The following is a 19,180-nucleotide window of genomic DNA, read 5'->3' on the forward strand; positions in this document are numbered from 1 at the left end:
TCCCTAGAGGCATTCCCACGCGGAGCGTGGGAACGATCACAACAAATGCCCCTCTGAGATAACACCCTTGAGCATTCAACCCAGCACGTATTCCCCTGATATCGCGGTGCCCCAAGACAAACGTGTCTTCGGCGGCCGCGATCTGTTTTCCCTGTGGTTTTCCCTCGGCATCGGTCTGATGGTGTTGCAGACCGGCGCTCTGCTCGCGCCAGGTCTGGGCCTGTCCGGCTCGCTGCTGGCAATCTTCCTCGGCACGCTGGTCGGCGTTTTGCTGCTGGCCGCGGTCGGCGTGATCGGTAGCGACACCGGTCTGTCGTCGATGGCCGCGCTCAAACTCAGCCTCGGTGCAAAAGGCGCGAGCCTGCCGGCCGTGCTGAACCTGCTGCAACTGATCGGTTGGGGCTCGTTCGAAATCATCGTCATGCGCGACGCCGCCAGCCTGCTCGGTGCGCGGGCGTTCAGCGAAGGCAGCCTGCTGTCCAATCCACTGCTGTGGACTGTGTTCTTTGGTGGTTTGGCGACCTTGCTGGCCGTCAGTGGTCCGCTGACATTCGTGCGACAGATCCTACGCAAGTGGGGCATCTGGTTGCTGCTGGCCGCGTGCATCTGGCTGACCTGGAACCTGTTCGCCAAAGCTGATCTGGCGGCGCTGTGGGCGCAGGCCGGTGATGGTTCGATGCCGTTCGCCGTGGGCTTCGACATTGCCATCGCCATGCCGCTGTCGTGGTTGCCGCTGATTGCCGACTACTCACGTTTCGGCAAGCGTGCAAAAAACGTGTTCGGCGGTACAGCGATCGGCTTCTTTATCGGTAACTTCTGGTTGATGAGCCTGGGCGTGGCCTACACCCTGGCGTTCGCGCCGAGCGGAGAAGTGAATGCCTTGCTGTTGGCATTGGCAGGTGCCGGCTTGGGGATTCCGCTGCTGCTGATCCTGTTGGACGAGTCGGAAAACGCCTTCGCCGACATTCACTCGGCGGCCGTTTCCAGCGGAATACTGCTGCGCTTGAAAGTTGAGCATCTGGCACTGGCAATTGGCGTGATCTGCACACTAATCGCCTGCCTGGCGCCGCTGGCCCAGTACCAAAACTTCCTGCTGTTGATCGGTTCGGTGTTTGCGCCGCTGTTCGGCGTGGTGCTGGTGGATCACTTCATCCTGCGCAAGCGCAGTGCTCGCGTGGCGTCAGCCGCATTGCGCTGGCCGGCGTTGCTCGCCTGGTTGGGCGGGGTGAGTACCTATCATTTGCTGGCCAATCTGTATCCTGACATCGGCGCAACCCTGCCGTCGCTGATCCTGGCAGGGCTGCTGCAACTGCTGCTCGGTCGAGCCTTCAGCTACGGCCGGGAAACAGCTCGGGCTTGAGAATACCGTTCAGGCGCGGGTAGGGGATCTTCAGTTCGACGTGGCCCAGCGCGTATGGCGCGATGGTGCTCACTTCGTACTTGAGGATCACCCCGCCGTACGTCAGCGCAATGTTTTGGGTTTTGACGAAGGGCCAGCTCTTCACGAACTCTGGCTCCTGATCAAGCTTGGTGCTGATCAGCCAGCTGTTGTGCGCTACTTGCGCCGCTTTCCAGAACGCTTCTTCCTGCCCCGGGACCAACATGTCCGACAGCGTCAGCACTTTATGCTGCTGGCGTGAATAGTTGATGAAACTGCGGCCCGGCGTGCCATGGGCACCGCCAGTGTCCAGGTAGCTGGAAAATTCGACGATCACCAAGCCGTCATGCTGCTCACGTACCTTGGCTTGCAAGTAACTGCTGTTACGCGGGCCGGCACTGCTCAAAAACTGCTCGCGATACGCGGCCAGCGTCGGCGCCACCGGGGCGTCGGGCGAGGTGCGAGTCAGTTGCAGCAGGCGTTTTTCGATGATGCCGTCAAGCGCAGGTTCGGCAGGGAAGCGCAGCGTATCGATGTTAACCAGCGGGCAGTCAGCGGTTGTGCAACCCGGTTTCAGCTGTTCGGATGCATCGCGGGTAGTTTCCAGCGGCGCCCGGTAGTTGGGTTGGAACAAACTCTGGCAGGCGCCCAAAGTCAGGGCGATTGCAGCCACGGAGGCGATTTTAAAAAGCGACATGGGCGTCCTTCATGAAACTGGGAAAGGCAAAAAGTTATCCGCTTCGACTCTCAACGAAGCAGTCAGTTCGCCACTAAGCTGATTAGAGTTGGTTTTGCTCTCACCGTCTATCCCGCTGACTGGAAAGGGGCTGCATCAAACATCGCGGGCGCGTTAGGATGGCGCGAAGTCGAGGTTGCAAGTAACAAAAAGGAGCCTCATAACGGATTTGCAGTAAACGAGGATAGTCATGACTGATTTTGCCAACGCCGTTCCGACCGCCGTTGATATCGTTCGGCGCGAAAAGTGCTACGAGGGTTTCTACAAGCTCGATCGTGTGCACTTGCGCCACGAATTGTTCGCCGGGGGCATGAGTCGCGAGATCAATCGTGAAGTGTTCGTTCGCCACGATGCGGTGTGCGTGCTGCCGTACGATCCGCAGCGCGATGAAGTGGTGTTGATCGAGCAGTTTCGCGTCGGCGCCATGAGCAAAACCGACAATCCATGGCTGATCGAACTGGTCGCCGGTCTGATCGACAAGGATGAGGTGCCGGAAGAAGTTGCTCACCGCGAAGCGCAGGAGGAAGCTGGGCTTGTGTTCGGGGCGCTTTGGCCGATGACCAAATATTTTCCATCGCCGGGCGGCAGCAATGAATTTGTGCACTTGTACCTGGGGCGCTGTGACAGTGTAGGGGTCGGTGGCCTGCATGGGCTGGAGGAAGAAGCAGAAGATATCCGCGTCACGGTCTGGGCGTTCGAAGATGCCTTGCAAGCCGTACGCGACGGACGAATTGCCAACGCGGCCAGCATCATTGCCTTGCAATGGTTAGCTTTGAACCGCGTTGAAGTGAGGGGGTTATGGTCGTAAACAAGTTGCGCGATCGCTATAGGGTCGACCTGGTGGGGCTGCAAGCCTCCTGCGAGGCCAACTACGCGCGCCTGATGCGATTGCTGCCCGACATGCGCAACGAACCGGAGGCGCGGCGCATAGCCGTGACCCACGGCGAGCAGATGCTCGGCGTACTGGCCCTCGAAGTCCTTCAAGTCTGCCCGTACACCACAACCCTGCAAGTACGCCAGGAACACAGCCTGCCGTGGCTGCCGGTGCCGCAACTGGAAGTTCAGGTCTATCACGACGCGTGCATGGCCGAAGTGGTCAGCGCCGAACATGCACGACGCTTTCGCGGCATCTATCCTTACCCGAATGCCTCAATGCATCAGCCGGACGAAAAGGCCCAGCTGAATATGTTCCTGGGCGAGTGGCTGAGCCATTGCCTGGCCTGCGGACACGAGTACGCGGTGGTGCGGTAGCGGTAGATGTGAACTGCGTCAGGTTCACAGGTTTCCCCTTTTGATCATCCCCCAGCATAATTGCGGCACTCATCCATCCCGTGATTCAGCCCTGGGAGAACGCCTTGCCGAGCGTATCCACTTTGACCACCGCCGATCCGGCGTTGCTGGTGCAACTGTCCGACAGTCATCTGTTTGCCGAAACGGACGAAACGTTGCTGGGCATGAATACCCGGGACAGCCTGCAAAAAGTCATCGAGCTGGTGCGGCGTCAGCAGCCGCAGATCGACTTGATCATTGCCAGTGGCGATCTTTCTCAGGACGGGACGCTGGAGTCCTATCAGCAGTTTCGTGACCTGACGCGGCAACTCGATGCGCCGGCGCGCTGGATTCCCGGCAATCACGATGAGCCGCAGATCATGGCGCAGGCCGCCGTGCAGAGTGCGTTGCTGGAGCCGGTGGTGGATGTCGGTAACTGGCGCGTCACATTGCTCGATTCGGCCGTACCGGGTTCGGTGCCGGGGTATTTGCAGGATGAGCAGTTACAGTTGCTGGTCCGCTCGTTGAGCGAGGCGCCAGAACGGCATCATCTGGTGTGCTTGCATCATCATCCGGTGTCGATCGGGTGTGCGTGGATGGAGCCGATCGGATTGCGCAATCCAGACGCATTGTTTGCCGTGCTGGATCGGTTTGCGCAGGTGCGCGCTGTTTTATGGGGGCATGTGCATCAAGAGATCGATCAGGTTCGCAATGGCGTGCGGCTGATTGCCTCGCCTTCGACCTGTATTCAGTTCGAACCGGGCAGTGATGATTTCAAGGTCAGTGACCAGGCGCCGGGGTATCGGTGGTTGCGGCTTTTGCCGGATGGTCAGCTGGAAACCGGCGTGGAACGCGTTACCGGTTTCGACTTCCAGATCGATTACGGCTCCAACGGTTACTGAACTCTCAGAAAGACCGCGGCGCGGCCATCGCGAGCAGGCTCGCTCCCACATTGGAATGCATATCCCTGTGGGAGCGAGCCTGCTCGCGATGGCGTCCGCCAAGACAACCTGGTTCCCACGGATATCCCCGATCCCCCCGACTCCCTGTAAACTCCGCCTTCTTTACCCGACGCACAGGGAGCTCAAATGTCTGGTTCGATCCTTTATATCCACGGTTTCAACAGCGCGCCTTCGTCTAAAAAGGCCACGCAGTTGGTTCAAGTAATGGAACGTCTGGGCTTGAGCGAACAGTTGCGCGTCCCGGCCTTGCATCACCATCCGCGTGAGGCCATCGGTCAGCTAAACAAGGCGATTGAGGAGCTTGGGCGGCCACTGCTGGTCGGCAGCTCACTCGGCGGCTACTATGCGACTCACTTGGCCGAGCGCCATGGCCTCAAGGCCCTGTTGATCAACCCTGCCGTCAGCCCGCACCGGATGTTCGACGGGTATCTGGGGACGCAGAAAAACCTGTATACCGATGAGGCCTGGGAATTGACCCACGACCACGTGACGGCCTTGGCCGAGCTGGAAGTGCCGGCGCCCCAGGACCCGCAGCGGTATCAGGTATGGTTGCAGACCGGCGATGAAACGCTGGACTACCGCCTCGCCCAGCAGTATTACCGGGCCTGTGCCTTGCGCATCCAGGCCGGCGGCGACCATAGCTTCCAGGGTTTTGCCGAGCAATTGCCGGCAATGCTGAGTTTTGCCGGCATCGGCGCAGATTTGTATCAGGCGATTGATTTCACTGCTTTGTGAACCGTCGCCCCTATTTTCAACGAACACTCTTTTTACAGGCGGACGACGAGACCCCATGGCCACTCCCAGCGCTAGCTCTTATAACGCAGACGCCATCGAAGTCCTCTCGGGCCTCGACCCGGTGCGTAAACGCCCCGGCATGTACACCGACACCAGTCGGCCCAACCACCTCGCCCAGGAAGTCATCGACAACAGCGTCGACGAAGCCTTGGCCGGGCACGCGACCTCGGTGCAGGTCATCCTGCACGCCGATCACTCCCTGGAAGTCAGCGATGACGGCCGTGGCATGCCGGTGGATATCCACGCCGAAGAAGGCGTGTCGGGCGTCGAGCTGATCCTCACCAAGCTCCATGCGGGCGGCAAGTTTTCCAACAAGAACTACCAGTTCTCCGGCGGTCTGCACGGGGTGGGTATTTCCGTGGTCAACGCCTTGTCGAACGAAGTCCGGGTGCGCGTAAAGCGTGACGGCAACGAATACCAGATGACTTTCGCTGACGGTTACAAGAAAACCGAGCTGGAAATCATCGGTACCGTCGGCAAGCGCAACACCGGTACCAGCGTGTTCTTCGCCCCGGACCCGAAATACTTCGATTCGCCGAAATTCTCCATCAGCCGCCTCAAGCATGTGCTCAAGGCCAAGGCCGTTCTGTGCCCGGGGCTGCTGGTCAGTTTTGAAGACAAGGCCACCGGCGAGAAAGTCGAGTGGCATTACGAAGACGGCCTGCGCTCCTACCTGGTGGACGCGGTCAACGAATTCGAGCGCCTGCCTGACGAACCGTTCTGCGGCAGCCTGGCCGGTAACAAAGAAGCTGTCGATTGGGCGCTGTTGTGGTTGCCCGAAGGTGGCGACAGCGTTCAGGAAAGCTACGTCAACCTGATCCCGACGGCGCAGGGCGGTACCCACGTCAACGGTCTGCGCCAGGGCTTGCTCGATGCGATGCGCGAGTTCTGCGAATTCCGCAGCCTGCTGCCACGCGGCGTGAAGCTGGCGCCGGAAGATGTCTGGGAACGCATCGCTTTCGTGCTGTCGATGAAGATGCAAGAGCCGCAATTCTCTGGCCAGACCAAAGAGCGTCTGTCGTCCCGTGAAGCGGCTGCATTCGTGTCCGGTGTGGTCAAGGACGCGTTCAGCCTGTGGCTCAACGCCAACCCGGAAACCGGCATGTTGCTGGCAGAGCTGGCGATCAACAACGCCGGCCGACGTCTGAAGGCCAGCAAGAAGGTCGAGCGCAAGCGCATCACGGCGGGGCCGGCACTGCCGGGCAAACTCGCCGACTGCGCCGGGCAGGACCCGATGCGTTCCGAGCTGTTCCTGGTGGAAGGTGATTCCGCCGGCGGTTCGGCCAAGCAGGCGCGAGACAAGGAATTTCAAGCGATCCTGCCGTTGCGCGGCAAGATTCTGAACACCTGGGAAGTCGACGGCAGCGAAGTGCTGGCTAGCCAGGAAGTCCACAACATCGCCGTGGCCATTGGTGTCGATCCGGGTTCGGCAGATATCGCCCAGCTGCGTTACGGCAAGATCTGCATCCTCGCCGACGCCGACTCCGACGGTCTGCACATCGCCACGTTGCTGTGCGCGTTGTTCGTCCAGCATTTCCGCCCGTTGGTGGATGCCGGTCATGTCTACGTCGCGATGCCGCCGCTGTACCGAATCGACCTGGGCAAAGAGATTTACTACGCCCTGGACGAAGCCGAGCGCGATGGCATCCTCGATCGCCTCGTGGCCGAGAAGAAACGCGGCAAGCCGCAGGTCACACGATTCAAAGGCCTGGGTGAAATGAACCCGCCGCAGCTGCGCGAAACCACCATGGACCCGAACACTCGGCGTCTGGTGCAGTTGACGCTGGAAGATTTCGACGCAACCTCTGAAATGATGGACATGCTGCTGGCGAAGAAACGCGCCGGTGACCGCAAATCCTGGCTGGAATCCAAAGGCAACCTGGCCGAGGTTCTTGGCTGATGCGGGTTGGCTTTGCCCTGGCGTGTGCGTTGCTTCTGACCTCGATTTCGGCGGTTGCCGAGCCGGTGCCGGAACTGCGCCTGTTGTCCGAGCATCCCGTTGAAGGTATGCGCGGCGGCAACCTGTCAGGGTTGGCCCAGTGCGGTAATGACCTGTGGACGGTGTCGGATCGCGACGACGACCAGATTTACCGGCTCGATACCCGCGACAAGGTATGGCAGGCCGAAACCGTGGCCATCGGCGTACCACCGGTGCCAGACAGCGGTTTGCCCTGGGGCTTGCGTTCACGAACCTGGGTGGCGTCGTTTGTCCGTGGTGGGGATCTGGACTTTGAAGGCATCACCTGCGACAGCGCCGGTAATCGCTACCTCGTCAGCGAATCCCATGCCGCGATTCTGCAAGTGCCACCCGTTGGGCCATCGTCCTGGCTGAAAATCTCGCCGATGCTGATTCGCGAAGCCCGGGCCAGCGGCATGCTGTTGCACTTCAATGCGTTGTTCGAGGGTCTGGCGATCAATCCGGCGGGTGATCAATTGTGGCTCGCCTCTGAGCGTCAAAGCCGTGGCTTGTTGCTGATCAAGCGCAAACAGACGGTCTGGGATTGCGATGGTGGCTGTGTGTTGCTGAGCGAAGCCGGGAAAGAAATGCAGCCGGCGCCGTTTCCCCGAGCCAAAGCGGTGACCCGAGACTTCGCCGACCTGTCGCTGTTCAACGGCAAGCTGTTTACCCTTGAGCGCAACGCCTACCAGATCTGCCGCCGTGATTCGGTGACGGCCAAGGTCGAGCGCTGCTGGTCCTTTGCCGATGAAGCCTTGCAGGTGCAGCGCCGCTATTCAAATCCCTATGGCCTGACCGAAGCGTTGATTGTTGACGCCGAGGGCGCGTGGATTGGCACTGACAACAACAACGATGCCCGCGCCGATGGCGAGGAACGGCCGATCGTCTGGCGCTTTGCCGCGCCTGAAGGTGGCTGGAGTGCCAAGTCATGAGTCAGCAGCCGCCAGGCAAACGCGTTGGTCGGGTGTTAATGGTGCTGGCCTGGTGCGCGGCGCTGTTTCTGGCCACTCGATTTTTCGGCCAGTGGGAAGCGCGTCAGCAGAATCCTAATATTGTGGTCAGCTCGGAGCAGGGCGAAGGTTTTATCGAGGTCAAACTGGCCAGTAACAACCAGGGGCACTTCGTCGCCAGCGGCCAGATCAACGGCCAGTCGGTGGATTTCATGCTTGATACCGGGGCGACCGACGTGTCGATCCCGGCGGAAATGGCCGAACGGCTGAAACTGGAAAAAGGCTTCGGGGTGACTCTGAGCACGGCCAACGGCCGCACCCAGGGTTATCGAACCCGCATCGAGCGCCTGCAACTGGGCGACATTGTGCTGCGTGATGTGCGCGCCCTCGTCGTGCCGGGTCTGGATGGCAAACAAGTGCTGCTCGGAATGAGCGCGCTGAACAAACTTGAATTTACCCAGCGCGGTGGCACCATGCTGCTGCGCCAGACAACGAACCGATGAGGCCCGCATGAGCGACTCCCTTGATCTCAGCCTGGACGGTGTAGAACGCCGGTCACTGGCTGACTTCACCGAAAATGCCTACCTCAACTACTCCATGTACGTGATCATGGACCGTGCCTTGCCGCATATCGGCGACGGCCTGAAACCGGTACAGCGGCGCATCATCTATGCGATGAGCGAGTTGGGGCTGGACGCCGATTCCAAGCACAAGAAGTCGGCGCGTACCGTCGGTGACGTGCTCGGCAAGTTCCACCCGCACGGCGACTCGGCCTGCTACGAAGCCATGGTCCTGATGGCCCAGCCATTCAGCTACCGCTACACGCTGGTCGACGGCCAGGGTAACTGGGGTGCGCCGGATGATCCCAAGTCCTTCGCCGCCATGCGTTACACCGAAGCGCGGCTGTCGCGTTATTCCGAAGTGCTGCTCAGCGAACTGGGCCAGGGCACCGCGGACTGGGGGCCGAACTTCGACGGTACGCTGGAAGAGCCGCTGGTGTTGCCGGCGCGTTTGCCCAACATCCTGCTCAACGGCACCACCGGCATCGCCGTGGGCATGGCCACCGACGTACCGCCGCACAACCTGCGCGAAGTCGCCACGGCTTGCGTGCGTTTGCTCGATGAGCCCAAAGCCACGGTCGAGCAACTCTGCGAACACATCCAGGGCCCGGATTACCCGACCGAAGCGGAAATCATCACGCCTCGCGCCGACCTGCTGAAAATGTACGAAACCGGCAAGGGCTCGGTGCGCATGCGCGCTGTTTACCACGTCGAAGACGGCGACATCATCGTCACCGCGCTGCCGCATCAGGTGTCTGGCGCCAAGGTGCTGGAACAGATCGCGGCCATGATGCAGGCCAAACCGTCGAAAGCCCCGCAGATCGCCGACCTGCGAGACGAATCCGACCACGAAAACCCGTGCCGGATCGTGATTATTCCCGGCGCACGCAAAAACTTTGACCACGATGCATTGATGACCCACCTGTTCGCCAGCACCGAGCTGGAGTCGAGCTACCGGGTCAACATCAACATCATTGGTCTGGACGGTAAGCCGCAACTGAAAAACCTGCGCGCGCTGTTGGTCGAGTGGCTGGAATTCCGGGTGCAGACTGTGCGTCGTCGCCTGCAATTCCGCCTGGACAAGGTCGAGCGTCGCCTGCACCTGTTGGACGGTTTGTTGATCGCCTACCTCAACCTGGATGAAGTGATTCACATCATCCGCACCGAGGAGCACCCGAAAGCCGCGCTGATCGAGCGTTTCGCCCTGAGCGAAATCCAGGCCGACTACATTCTCGACACCCGTTTGCGTCAATTGGCGCGACTGGAAGAAATGAAGCTGCGTGCCGAGCAGGATGAATTGCTCAAGGAACAAGCCAAGCTGCAAGCCCTGCTGGGCAGCGAAGCCAAACTGAAAAAACTGGTGCGCACCGAACTGATCAAGGACGCCGAAACGTACGGCGACGACCGCCGGTCGCCAATCGTCGAACGCGCCGAAGCCAAGGCCCTGACCGAGCACGATCTGCTGCCAAACGAGAAAGTGACCGTCGTCCTGTCGGAAAAAGGCTGGGTTCGGTCCGCCAAGGGTCACGAAATCGACGCCACCGGGCTTTCCTACAAGGCCGGGGACGGTTTCAAGGCTCTGGCGCCCGGGCGCTCCAACCAGTTTGCGGTGTTTATCGACTCCACCGGTCGCAGCTATTCGGTGGCCGCGCACACGCTGCCATCGGCCCGAGGCCAGGGTGAACCGCTGACCGGTCGTCTGACGCCGCCACCGGGGGCGAGCTTTGAATGCGTGCTGATGCCGGAAGACGACTCGCTGTACGTGATTGCGTCCGATGCCGGTTACGGTTTCGTGGTAAAAGGTGAAGACCTGCAAGCCAAGAACAAGGCGGGTAAGGCTCTGTTGAGTCTGCCGAACAACGCGAAGGTGATTCTGCCGCGTCCGGTGGCTGATCGTGAACAGAACTGGCTGGCTTCGGTGACTACCGAAGGTCGCCTGCTGATTTTCAAAATCAGCGACCTGCCACAATTAGGTAAGGGCAAAGGCAACAAGATCATCGGGATTTCCGGCGAGCGTGTGGCCAGCCGCGAAGAATATGTCACGGACATCGCCGTACTGCCGGATGGCGCCACATTGGTGTTGCAGGCCGGAAAACGTACCTTGTCACTAAAAGCAGACGACCTCGAACACTACAAAGGTGAGCGTGGGCGTCGTGGTAACAAACTGCCACGTGGCTTTCAGAGGGTAGATGCACTGCTCGTCGAAAACCTCAATTAAGCGTCCTAGAGCGCTCGATCTACGATTTAACGCGTAGATCGACGCTTTGCCGCTGGAGTCGGAACGCATATTCACGGATGATATGGCCTTTCAAGCGCCGGCGTGGCCGAGCGTTCTTCACATTTTTTGAGTATTTTCACTGTGGTTAGCCTTGTGGCAACCACCTGGATGGGACGATGACTGCTCTGCGCCTTCCTTTTATTTTGATGCTCGCCGGCGTTCTTGGCCTGGCGGGTTGCAGCGTTCACCAACCGGTGTCGCTGTATCAGCTGGACAGCGGAAGTCCGGCTCAGCCTGCGCAAAGCGCGGGCATGGCGGTATTGTTGGGTCCGGTAACGGTTGCCGATTACCTGCAACGCGAAACGTTGTTGCAGCGACAGCCGGATGGCAGCTTGCAAGCTTCGACGGATGGTCGTTGGGCGGGTAGCCTGTCGTCGGATATCGACCAGCTGCTGCTGCGTCAGGTCGCCGGTCATCTGGACAGCCAGCGCGTGGTGCTGGCGCCAGCGACAGTAGGCTTCACGCCGGATGTGCAGGTTCTCCTGACGATTACTCGCCTGGACTCGGGTGAGTCGCAACCGGCGATCCTTGATGCGCAATGGCGTCTGATCGACCGTCGTGGCCAGGTTCGTGATAACCGCATCATTCATCTGCAAGAGCAACATGCGGGTGGGACGGCGGCTCAGGTTCAGGCCCAGGGTGTGTTGTTGCAGCGTCTGGCCCAGCAACTGTCGACGGCGCTGAAGCCGCTGGCGAATCAGCCACCGATCGCCGAGGCGCCACGTAAAGCTCCTGCAAAGCCTGCGGCACCGGCAGCCGGGCAAGACAAACAACCGAAGATCCCGATGGCTTCGCCGATCAGGACCGATATGGAAGTGTTCAGGTTCTAAGCCTGGATTGATCCAGGAACAAAGCCCGCCATGTGCGGGCTTTGTTGTTTCTGCGGGTTGGGGATCTCCTTTGCTGCTGAGGGCCTCATCGCGAGCAGGCTCGCTCCCACAGGGGATATCTGATGCTCACAGAGGATGCGTCCACAGAAGATCCCTGTGGGAGCGAGCCTGCTCGCGATGAGGCCAGGACAGGCAACAAAAAAGCCCGCAGACAATCACTCGTCTGCGGGCTTTTTCATAACGGGGCTAGTTACGCCCGGCGTTCGTGCATCCGCGCCAGTTGCCGCTCGAGCATCGACGGATAAGGCTCCATCAGCCGCTCTACGCAACAAGCGCCTTCCGGGCTGGCGATCGGTCGGATTCGTGCGCGCTGGCGGATCAGCGCGTCGTCACCGATCTTGCGCTCCACCAGCAACAGGTTGCGGCTGTGTTGCGACAGGGCCAACGCATCCTGGGCGGATTCGGTCAGCAGCAGATCGATCTGGCTCAGGCCGAACAGCTCGTCACCCAGGGTCAGGCCCAATTGCAATTGCAGGGTGATGCCGCTGTCGGCGACTTCGATCTGCAATTGATGGCCCAGAGCCCGCAACAGCTCACCGCAACAGATGGCGTTGGTCAGGTAGTCGTCGCCGCTGTCTTCGGTGTGGAACAGCATCAGCGTGCTGCCATCGTTCAGGGTGTGCAGTTCGCTCTGGTAGAGCGAGGCGGCCTGATCGAGGCAGTCGCGATAGCGTTTGAGCAGTTCTTCCAGGCGTGTGCGGGGCAGGCGACGCAGTTGATCCTGGGCGCCCAGTTGCACGGCCAGCACTGCGCTGTGCTGCGGCACGTTCGACAGTTGCGGTTTGACTAGCGGTTTCGGCGCGGTCGCCGCTGATTCATCACGCAAGTCGGCAAAGGCATCGTCGTCATCATCGTCTTCAACGGTGCTGACAATGCGCCGTGGTGCAGGTTTGAGGCCGGCCACAGGCTTGGTTTCATCGAAACTCGGGTCACGCAAATTGCGCACTTCGAAGGTTGGCTCGTTATCGTCCGCGTCTTCGTAGTCGCTTTCGTCGTATTCAGGCTCGGGAGCGGGTTCCGGCTCGGCGGGCTCTGGCGCGAAGTCGGCGTGCAGCTGGCGGGCCAGATCGCCGATCTCATCCTGACGCTCGGTGGCCGGGGTGTGTTCGTCGATATGGCGCAGCCACACTCGCAATTGCAGCAACGGCGTGGAGATGTGCCGACCCAGGCGCAGGCTCAAGGCCAGGGACAGCGCCAGCAGAATCGCGCTCAAAATGCCCATGCTTTGCAGGCTGATGGTCATCGGCTGCTGGAACTGATCCATGTCCAGGCTGATGCGCAGTTGCCCGGCGGTCACATCCTGGAAGGTGATCTTGCTCTGGTACATGCCTTCGGCTTCGCCCAGCAGGCTGTGCTTGGGGCGCTGACCGGCTTCGGCGAGGATGCGGTTATCCACGCTGTAGATGGCAGCGTGAGCCACCAGCTTGTTTTTGGTCAGGTTGTTGAGCAGCACGTTGAGGCTGAGGATGTCGTTGGACACCAACAGCTCCGTGGCGGACGTGGCCGTCTGCGTGGTCAGGCTTTCGCCCAGCGCATCCGCCTGTTCGTGCATGGCCTGCTTGAACTGCAAACCCATTACGCAGGCGTAGATCACCAGGGCCAGAGCGACCAGGATCACGTTATGGCTGGCGATGCGCAATGCAATCGGTACACGGCGGTGGCGCAGTGCACGGAAGATCAGCAGAAAGAAGTTATCGGTTTTTACTGGCGTGGGCCGGTTCACTTGAGCTCGGCTCTTTTGTCCGTGAAGTTGACGCGCAGTATAGCGACAGGCCCTAGACCGTCAAAGCGCTCACGGTGCCCGATGGTCACTGAATGTAGGTAGAATGCGGTTTTTTTCCACTTGCGGGGGTGCGCCTTGCGCGAAATCGTCCTGATAAACATCACGGGAGTCGACCGTCCGGGTCTGACTGCGGCCATTACCGGCGTTCTGGCCCAGGGTGGTGTGAACATTCTCGACATTGGTCAGGCGGTGATCCACGACACCCTGTCGTTCGGCATCCTGGTTGAAATTCCTGACACCGAGCAAGGCAAGTCGGTGCTCAAGGACATCCTGTTCACGGCGTATAAGCTCGATCAGCAGGTGCGCTTCACACCGGTGTCCGAAGAGGATTACCAGCAGTGGGTTGGCAATCAAGGCAAGAAACGCCACATCGTGACCCTGCTGACCCGCAAAGTGACCGCCGGGCAATTGCAGGCCGTGAGTTCGATCACTGCCAAATATGGCCTGAACATCGACCACATCGATCGTCTGTCCGGGCGCATGCCGCTGGACACCCCGGCCGATCAGGGCAAGGGCTGCATCGAGTTTTCCGTTCGTGGCGAAGCGGCTGATCCGCAAGCGCTGCGGGCCGAATTCCTCAGCGTCGCGCAGGAACTGAACGTCGACATCGCCTTCCAGGAAGATTCACTGTTCCGTCGTAACCGTCGCCTGGCGGTGTTCGACATGGACTCGACGCTGATCGAAGCCGAAGTCATCGACGAACTGGCCAAGGCTGCCGGCGTCGGTGATCAGGTGTCTGCGATCACCGAGCGGGCGATGGCCGGCGAATTGGACTTCCGCGCCAGCTTCAAGGAGCGCCTGGCCTTGTTGAAAGGGTTGGACGTCAGCGTGCTGGATTCCATCGGCGCCTCCCTGCGGTTGACCGAAGGTGCCGAAACACTGTTCGCCGAACTAAAGCGTCTGGGCTACAAGACCGCCATCCTGTCGGGCGGCTTTACCTATTTCGCCAAGCAATTGCAGGCCAAGCTGGGCATCGACTACGTGTTCGCCAATGAACTGGAAGTCGTGGACGGCAAAGTGACTGGCGTGGCGGTCGAGCCGATTGTTGATGCGCAACGCAAGGCGGATCTGCTGAAGGAACTGGCGCACAAGGAAGGTTTGCGTCTGGAGCAGACCATTGCGGTCGGCGACGGCGCCAACGATTTGCCAATGCTGGCGATTGCCGGGTTGGGCGTAGCGTTCCGTGCCAAGCCGCTGGTCAAGCAGTCGGCGAAGCAGGCGATTTCCACCCTTGGGCTGGATGGCGTGCTGTATCTGCTGGGTTTCCGGGATCGCGACGGGCAGCTTTAAGTCTCGTATTGACTGACAAGGCGCCTGTGGCGAGGGGGCTTGTCGGAACGCCGCACCGCCCCGTTCGGCTGCGCAGCAGTCGCAAATCCAGATAACTCGGTCTGCCTGAGAGAACGCTGGGGGCCGCTTCGCAGCCCAACGGGGACAAGTCCCCTCGCCACAGGGATCGGCTACTTCCTCAAAGTGTTTTCCACAGCGAATCAAAATCCTCCTCAGCGCCGCTCACCGCGGCGTTGTCGTTTCTGGCTGCCTCCAGTGGACGGTAGGCGAACTGATTGAAACTGTTGGTGCTCGCCAGCCGCCGTTCCAGCCCGACTCGACGTTCCTCGCCGTGGGTATTGATCATGACTTTGTTGCCCTCCTGAAAGGGCAGGCGCGGCGCGAGCAAAGTGGCCGGCACGTCGATGGCGCTGATTTGCGGCAGCAACAGGCCGCGCAGGTATTGGCTGTGGTCATCGTGGGTACGCACCAGTTGCAGGCCGCAAGGCTCGGCGCAGGGCGCAACCTGCTCGATCCCCATCTGCGTGCCACCGCCGCGCACCTGGCGGATCCAGCGCACCACCGCGATGCTCCAACCCTGACCGGCAGCATCCTCGATGCCGACCATCTCACCGGCCTGCAACTCGGCCGGCACTGCGCCAGGCCAGGCCAGGCAGTAACCGCCGGGGCTGTGATTGACCACCGACAGGACATGGGTCGGGAAGTGCTGATTGCGGTCGGACGCTTCGCGACTGTCGTCATTCTGAAGTTGTGGATATTCGATCTCTTCGTAGGGCAATAAAGCGTCTGGATTGCCTTGGGGTGCAGCGTCGAAGGCATGGTGCCATTGGTCCTTTTCCCGGCCGGACACAGGCGTCACCGAAAACTGTGCAGGCCGGGCGCCGGGGTTTTTCAGGATGTCGCTGAATGAGCGTTGCCCACCCAGATAAAAATGCAGCGCGCTCATGCCCAGGCACAGGGTCAGCGTGCCATGGCCCACGGTACGCTGGAAACCGCGCTCGGCCGTCTGGCCCCAGGCGGCATGAAGGTGTTGCAACGTGTCCAGGCTTAATCCCGCCGGCACGGGCAGTGGCGATGAACTGTCATTTTTTTGCAGATGAGCTTCAATTGCCGCGACCAACGGCTGCGGATCGATCCCCAGCAAACTCTCCTGCTGTTCTGCGCGGAACTTGGTGCGGTAACGCGGCCCGGTGTCGAGGTCTTGCGCGACGGCAAACAACCCGGTGGCCGGCATGCCCGGTTGCAGCTTGATCCATCGGCTCCAGGGCTCCAGCACCTCGGCCACCCGGGCAATCTGATGCTGGCGCAGTTGGTTGCAGCGTGAGGCGCCCAGCAGCAAGGCGACCACGTACGTCTGTTCGATACTCAGGATTTGCGTCTGGCTGGCCAGCTCATCGCGCAGGCTCGTGTGCTGGAGCCGGTGCGCGCAGGCGATTCGGTAGAGCTGATGCAACTCCAGCCACAAGCCTTCCGGCACCGGGCAATAGAGTTTGGTCGCGCGAATCAGCGGCCCGTTCAGGCAATGGATCGCCCGTTGCAGCGCCTGGGTCAGCAGCGGCGCACGGTCCTTGCTGAACTTCGGTGTAATGCGCACCACGATCTGTTTATAGCCAATGGCCAAGTGACTTTGCAGCGCCTGGCAGAGGTTGGCGATCTTGCGGGAACGCTCGTCGAGGACAATCGATTGATGCAGGAAATGCTGCTCAAGGTGTTTGCAGACGTAATACACCTCAGGCCGCAGCAGTTCGAGCAATTGCAGGCGATTGTCGCTGGGTGTGAACAGCTGATTGAGTTCGCTCAAGCCTTTATATAGCTGACGAGCGGTTTCACCGATGTTGGCTTTGGGCAGATTGGCGATCCAGCGCTTGAGATCGCGCGGGGTGGCTTCACAGAACGACAGGCGCACCTGCAGCGGAACGGGCGCGCGTAGCAGAAGATGGGGGCTGGTCTCATTCATGCCGTGAAAAAACTCCAACCGGTCAATGGGCAGTGAATGATCTGACTGTAGCAGCTATGGATTTTTACCGTTTGTCTGTCAGTCGAGTGTCATCCGGGCGTACTACTAATCTGACAGTCGTGCGACTGGATACGCACAGTCGTACGGCCTGCTGCCTACGCAGGGCAGGTCTCTTGTAACTTCAAGGAGATGAAGTTTATGTCTAGATACGTAGTGGCAAATCAATGGGGCGGTAGTTCGGCACCCTGGCATCCGGGCGGAGACTGGACGCTAGGCGCGCGGGACAACCAGAACGTTGTCGCGATCGAGATCAAATCGGGCGATGGCGGCAAGAGTTTCACCGGCACCATGACGTATGCGGGTGAAGGTCCCATTGGCTTCAAGGCTCAGCGCACGGGCCAGAACCAGTACAACGTTGAAAATCAGTGGGGCGGCAACGACGCTCCATGGCATCCGGGTGGCAAATGGGTCATCGGTGGCCGTGATAATCAGAACGTTGTGGCGTTGAGCGTGACCTCCAGTGATGGAGGGAAAAACCTCAGTGGCACCAATACCTACGCCAACGAAGGGCCAATCGGCTTCCGTGGACAGATAGAGTAACGGCACCACCGAAATGTCCGACCCCGCGAAGACGTTCGCGGGGTCGGATCAGTGATCAGTCTTTTGCCAGGCCCATGCCCTGGCCCATCTGCACCGGCGAACCGGCCGCCAGCTCTTCAGCCCACTTCACTTGATCAGGCCCGAACAGCACGACAGCGGTCGAACCCAGTTTGAAGCGACCCAGTTCTGCACCTTTCTCCAAATGGATCGGCGCACGGGCAGCTTCGTCGTAGCGGAAGGTTTTCAGCTCGCGTTTCGGCGGCGTGACCAGCCCGGCCCAGACGGTCTCGATCGACGCAACGATCATTGCGCCCACCAGCACCACGGCCATCGGCCCGCGCTCGGTGTCGAAAATGCACGCCACACGCTCGTTACGGGCGAACAGTTCCGGAACGTTTTCGGCGGTGGTCTGGTTGACCGAGAAGATCCGGCCCGGGATGTAGACCATCTCGCGCAAGGTGCCGGCCAACGGCATGTGCACGCGGTGGTAGTCCTTCGGCGACAGATAAATAGTCGCGAAATCGCCGCCCATGAACGGCGCTGCGTTGGCAGTGTCGCCGCCCAGCAATTCCAGCACGCTGAAGCTGTGGCCCTTGGCCTGGAACACGCGACCGTGTTCGATCGGGCCAAGTTGGCTGACCGCACCGTCGGCCGGGCTGAGGATCGCGCCAGGCGTCTCGTCCAGCGGGCGAGCGCCATCCTTCAAGGCGCGGGTGAAGAATGCGTTGAAGTGTTCGTAGGCAGTCAGGTCTTCGACCAGCGCCTGGGACATGTCCACCTGATAACGCTTGGCGAACCAGGCGGTGAAGGCGTTCTTGAACCAGCGCACGCGGCATTCGGCAATGCAGCCGGCCAGGCGCGACAGCAAGTGATGGGGCAGCAGGTATTGGCTGAGGATAAACAAACGCTTATTCATTAACTGTCCTTAAAAACCTTAAAGCTCTACGGGCGTATCGGGATGGTTGCCCCATTCGCCCCAGGAACCGGCGTAGCCTTTGACCCGCGGATAACCGAGGGATTTGGCCACCAGATAGGTGAAGCCAGAACGATGGTGAGTCTGGCAGTGGGTAATGACTTCTTTGTCTTTGCTGATCCCGAGTTTTTCCAGGATCTGCGGCATGTCGGTGCGGATGCGCAGGTTGCGCGCCTGATCCATGCCCGCGGTCCATTCGAAATTGACCGCGCCGGGAATGTGCCCGCCCTTGGCTGCCAGGACTTTCTCACCGGAGTATTCCAGCGGCCCGCGTGCATCCCAGATCGCCAGGTCGGCGGCACCGAGACGGCTTTGCAGGTATTCGCGGGTGGCAGTGGGTTCGTCGTGCAGGGTCAACGCAACCGGGCCGCCGACCGGCGCCGGGATCTGGATCGACATGGGCAAGCCTTCTGCCAGCCAGGCCTTCAGGCCGCCGTCGACATAGTGGTACTTGCTGTGGCCGATGACATCCAGCAGCCAGATAAAGCGCCCGGCCCAACCGCCGCCTTCGTCGTCATAGACGACGTAGACCGCATCAGGGTTGTGTCCCAGCTCACCGAACAACGCTTCGAGCGCCGCTTGCGGCGGCATCAGTCCCGGCGCAGGCGCGTGACCGAGTTGCGTGCGTTTCGGATCGACAAAACGCGCACCGGGGATATGCCCTTCGGCATAGCGGGCGCTGCTGGTCAGGTCTACCAGAATCAGTTCGCGGGCGTCGAGACGCGGGAGCAAGTCGCTCGGCTCGATCACCAGCGGCAAGCCAGAGAAGTCAGACATGTGAGGTCTCCAGAGCACAAAGGGG

The 19,180-nt window shown here is 60.4% G+C and carries 17 protein-coding genes; 12 read left to right on the forward strand and 5 right to left on the reverse strand.

Annotated elements, in window-relative coordinates; genetic code table 11:
- The first annotated feature begins 67 nt into the window (after positions 1-67).
- A complete protein-coding gene (gene cytX, locus BLW70_RS07640; protein ID WP_074873136.1) occupies positions 68-1,360 on the forward strand; it encodes a putative hydroxymethylpyrimidine transporter CytX in 1,293 nt (430 codons plus the stop codon).
- On the opposite strand, the gene BLW70_RS07645 is transcribed toward cytX, so the two are convergent.
- Complete coding sequence (locus BLW70_RS07645; RefSeq protein ID WP_074873139.1) at positions 1,329-2,075, reverse strand: RsiV family protein; 747 nt, start codon at positions 2,073-2,075, stop codon at positions 1,329-1,331. The two genes, cytX and BLW70_RS07645, sit on opposite strands and share 32 nt — an antisense overlap.
- A 229-nt stretch (positions 2,076-2,304) precedes the next feature.
- Here BLW70_RS07645 and BLW70_RS07650 point away from each other — a divergent pair, with 229 nt between their 5' ends.
- From BLW70_RS07650 to BLW70_RS07690, 9 genes are all read left to right on the forward strand, one after another.
- A complete protein-coding gene (locus tag BLW70_RS07650) occupies positions 2,305-2,922 on the forward strand; it encodes an NUDIX domain-containing protein (protein WP_074873142.1) in 618 nt (205 codons plus the stop codon).
- Positions 2,913-3,365: a DUF1249 domain-containing protein gene (locus BLW70_RS07655; protein WP_074873145.1), complete on the forward strand. Its 453-nt coding sequence runs from the start codon at positions 2,913-2,915 to the stop codon at positions 3,363-3,365. The genes BLW70_RS07650 and BLW70_RS07655 overlap by 10 nt, the downstream gene beginning before the upstream one ends.
- A gap of 104 nt (positions 3,366-3,469) precedes the next feature.
- Positions 3,470-4,285: a 3',5'-cyclic-AMP phosphodiesterase gene (gene cpdA / locus BLW70_RS07660; RefSeq protein WP_074873149.1), complete on the forward strand. Its 816-nt coding sequence runs from the start codon at positions 3,470-3,472 to the stop codon at positions 4,283-4,285.
- 186 nt (positions 4,286-4,471) lie between these two features.
- A complete protein-coding gene (locus BLW70_RS07665; protein ID WP_074873152.1) occupies positions 4,472-5,080 on the forward strand; it encodes a YqiA/YcfP family alpha/beta fold hydrolase in 609 nt (202 codons plus the stop codon).
- 55 nt (positions 5,081-5,135) lie between these two features.
- Positions 5,136-7,040 (forward strand): DNA topoisomerase IV subunit B, encoded by a 1,905-nt coding sequence (gene parE, locus BLW70_RS07670; protein WP_074873155.1) that lies wholly within the window; start codon positions 5,136-5,138, stop codon positions 7,038-7,040.
- Complete coding sequence (locus BLW70_RS07675; protein ID WP_074873158.1) at positions 7,040-8,029, forward strand: esterase-like activity of phytase family protein; 990 nt, start codon at positions 7,040-7,042, stop codon at positions 8,027-8,029. Before parE ends, BLW70_RS07675 begins: the two co-directional genes overlap by 1 nt.
- A complete protein-coding gene (locus BLW70_RS07680) occupies positions 8,026-8,550 on the forward strand; it encodes a retropepsin-like aspartic protease family protein (RefSeq protein WP_074873160.1) in 525 nt (174 codons plus the stop codon). The genes BLW70_RS07675 and BLW70_RS07680 overlap by 4 nt, the downstream gene beginning before the upstream one ends.
- A gap of 7 nt (positions 8,551-8,557) precedes the next feature.
- On the forward strand, positions 8,558-10,825 hold the full coding sequence (gene parC, locus BLW70_RS07685; protein WP_074873163.1) for a DNA topoisomerase IV subunit A: 2,268 nt from the start codon (positions 8,558-8,560) through the stop codon (positions 10,823-10,825).
- A gap of 176 nt (positions 10,826-11,001) precedes the next feature.
- Positions 11,002-11,715: a PqiC family protein gene (locus tag BLW70_RS07690; protein ID WP_074873166.1), complete on the forward strand. Its 714-nt coding sequence runs from the start codon at positions 11,002-11,004 to the stop codon at positions 11,713-11,715.
- Between the two features lie 250 nt (positions 11,716-11,965).
- On the opposite strand, the gene BLW70_RS07695 is transcribed toward BLW70_RS07690, so the two are convergent.
- Positions 11,966-13,498, reverse strand: a complete 1,533-nt coding sequence (locus BLW70_RS07695; RefSeq protein WP_074873167.1) for an AhpA/YtjB family protein — start codon at positions 13,496-13,498, stop codon at positions 11,966-11,968.
- 135 nt (positions 13,499-13,633) lie between these two features.
- Here BLW70_RS07695 and serB point away from each other — a divergent pair, with 135 nt between their 5' ends.
- Entirely contained in the window at positions 13,634-14,848 is a 1,215-nt protein-coding gene (gene serB / locus BLW70_RS07700) for a phosphoserine phosphatase SerB (RefSeq protein WP_008153333.1), read from the forward strand.
- A gap of 178 nt (positions 14,849-15,026) precedes the next feature.
- On the opposite strand, the gene BLW70_RS07705 is transcribed toward serB, so the two are convergent.
- On the reverse strand, positions 15,027-16,805 hold the full coding sequence (locus tag BLW70_RS07705; protein ID WP_074873170.1) for a molecular chaperone: 1,779 nt from the start codon (positions 16,803-16,805) through the stop codon (positions 15,027-15,029).
- A gap of 198 nt (positions 16,806-17,003) precedes the next feature.
- Here BLW70_RS07705 and BLW70_RS07710 point away from each other — a divergent pair, with 198 nt between their 5' ends.
- A complete protein-coding gene (locus tag BLW70_RS07710; protein WP_042932429.1) occupies positions 17,004-17,405 on the forward strand; it encodes a lectin OAA family protein in 402 nt (133 codons plus the stop codon).
- Between the two features lie 55 nt (positions 17,406-17,460).
- On the opposite strand, the gene asd is transcribed toward BLW70_RS07710, so the two are convergent.
- Complete coding sequence (gene asd / locus BLW70_RS07715) at positions 17,461-18,321, reverse strand: archaetidylserine decarboxylase (RefSeq protein WP_074873173.1); 861 nt, start codon at positions 18,319-18,321, stop codon at positions 17,461-17,463.
- 18 nt (positions 18,322-18,339) lie between these two features.
- Positions 18,340-19,155 carry a rhodanese-like domain-containing protein gene (locus BLW70_RS07720; RefSeq protein WP_074873175.1) on the reverse strand — a complete coding sequence of 272 codons (816 nt, stop codon included), beginning with the start codon at positions 19,153-19,155 and terminating at the stop codon, positions 18,340-18,342.
- Positions 19,156-19,180 lie beyond the last annotated feature (25 nt).

This window comes from Pseudomonas frederiksbergensis (assembly GCF_900105495.1).
Lineage (GTDB): Bacteria > Pseudomonadota > Gammaproteobacteria > Pseudomonadales > Pseudomonadaceae > Aquipseudomonas > Aquipseudomonas frederiksbergensis.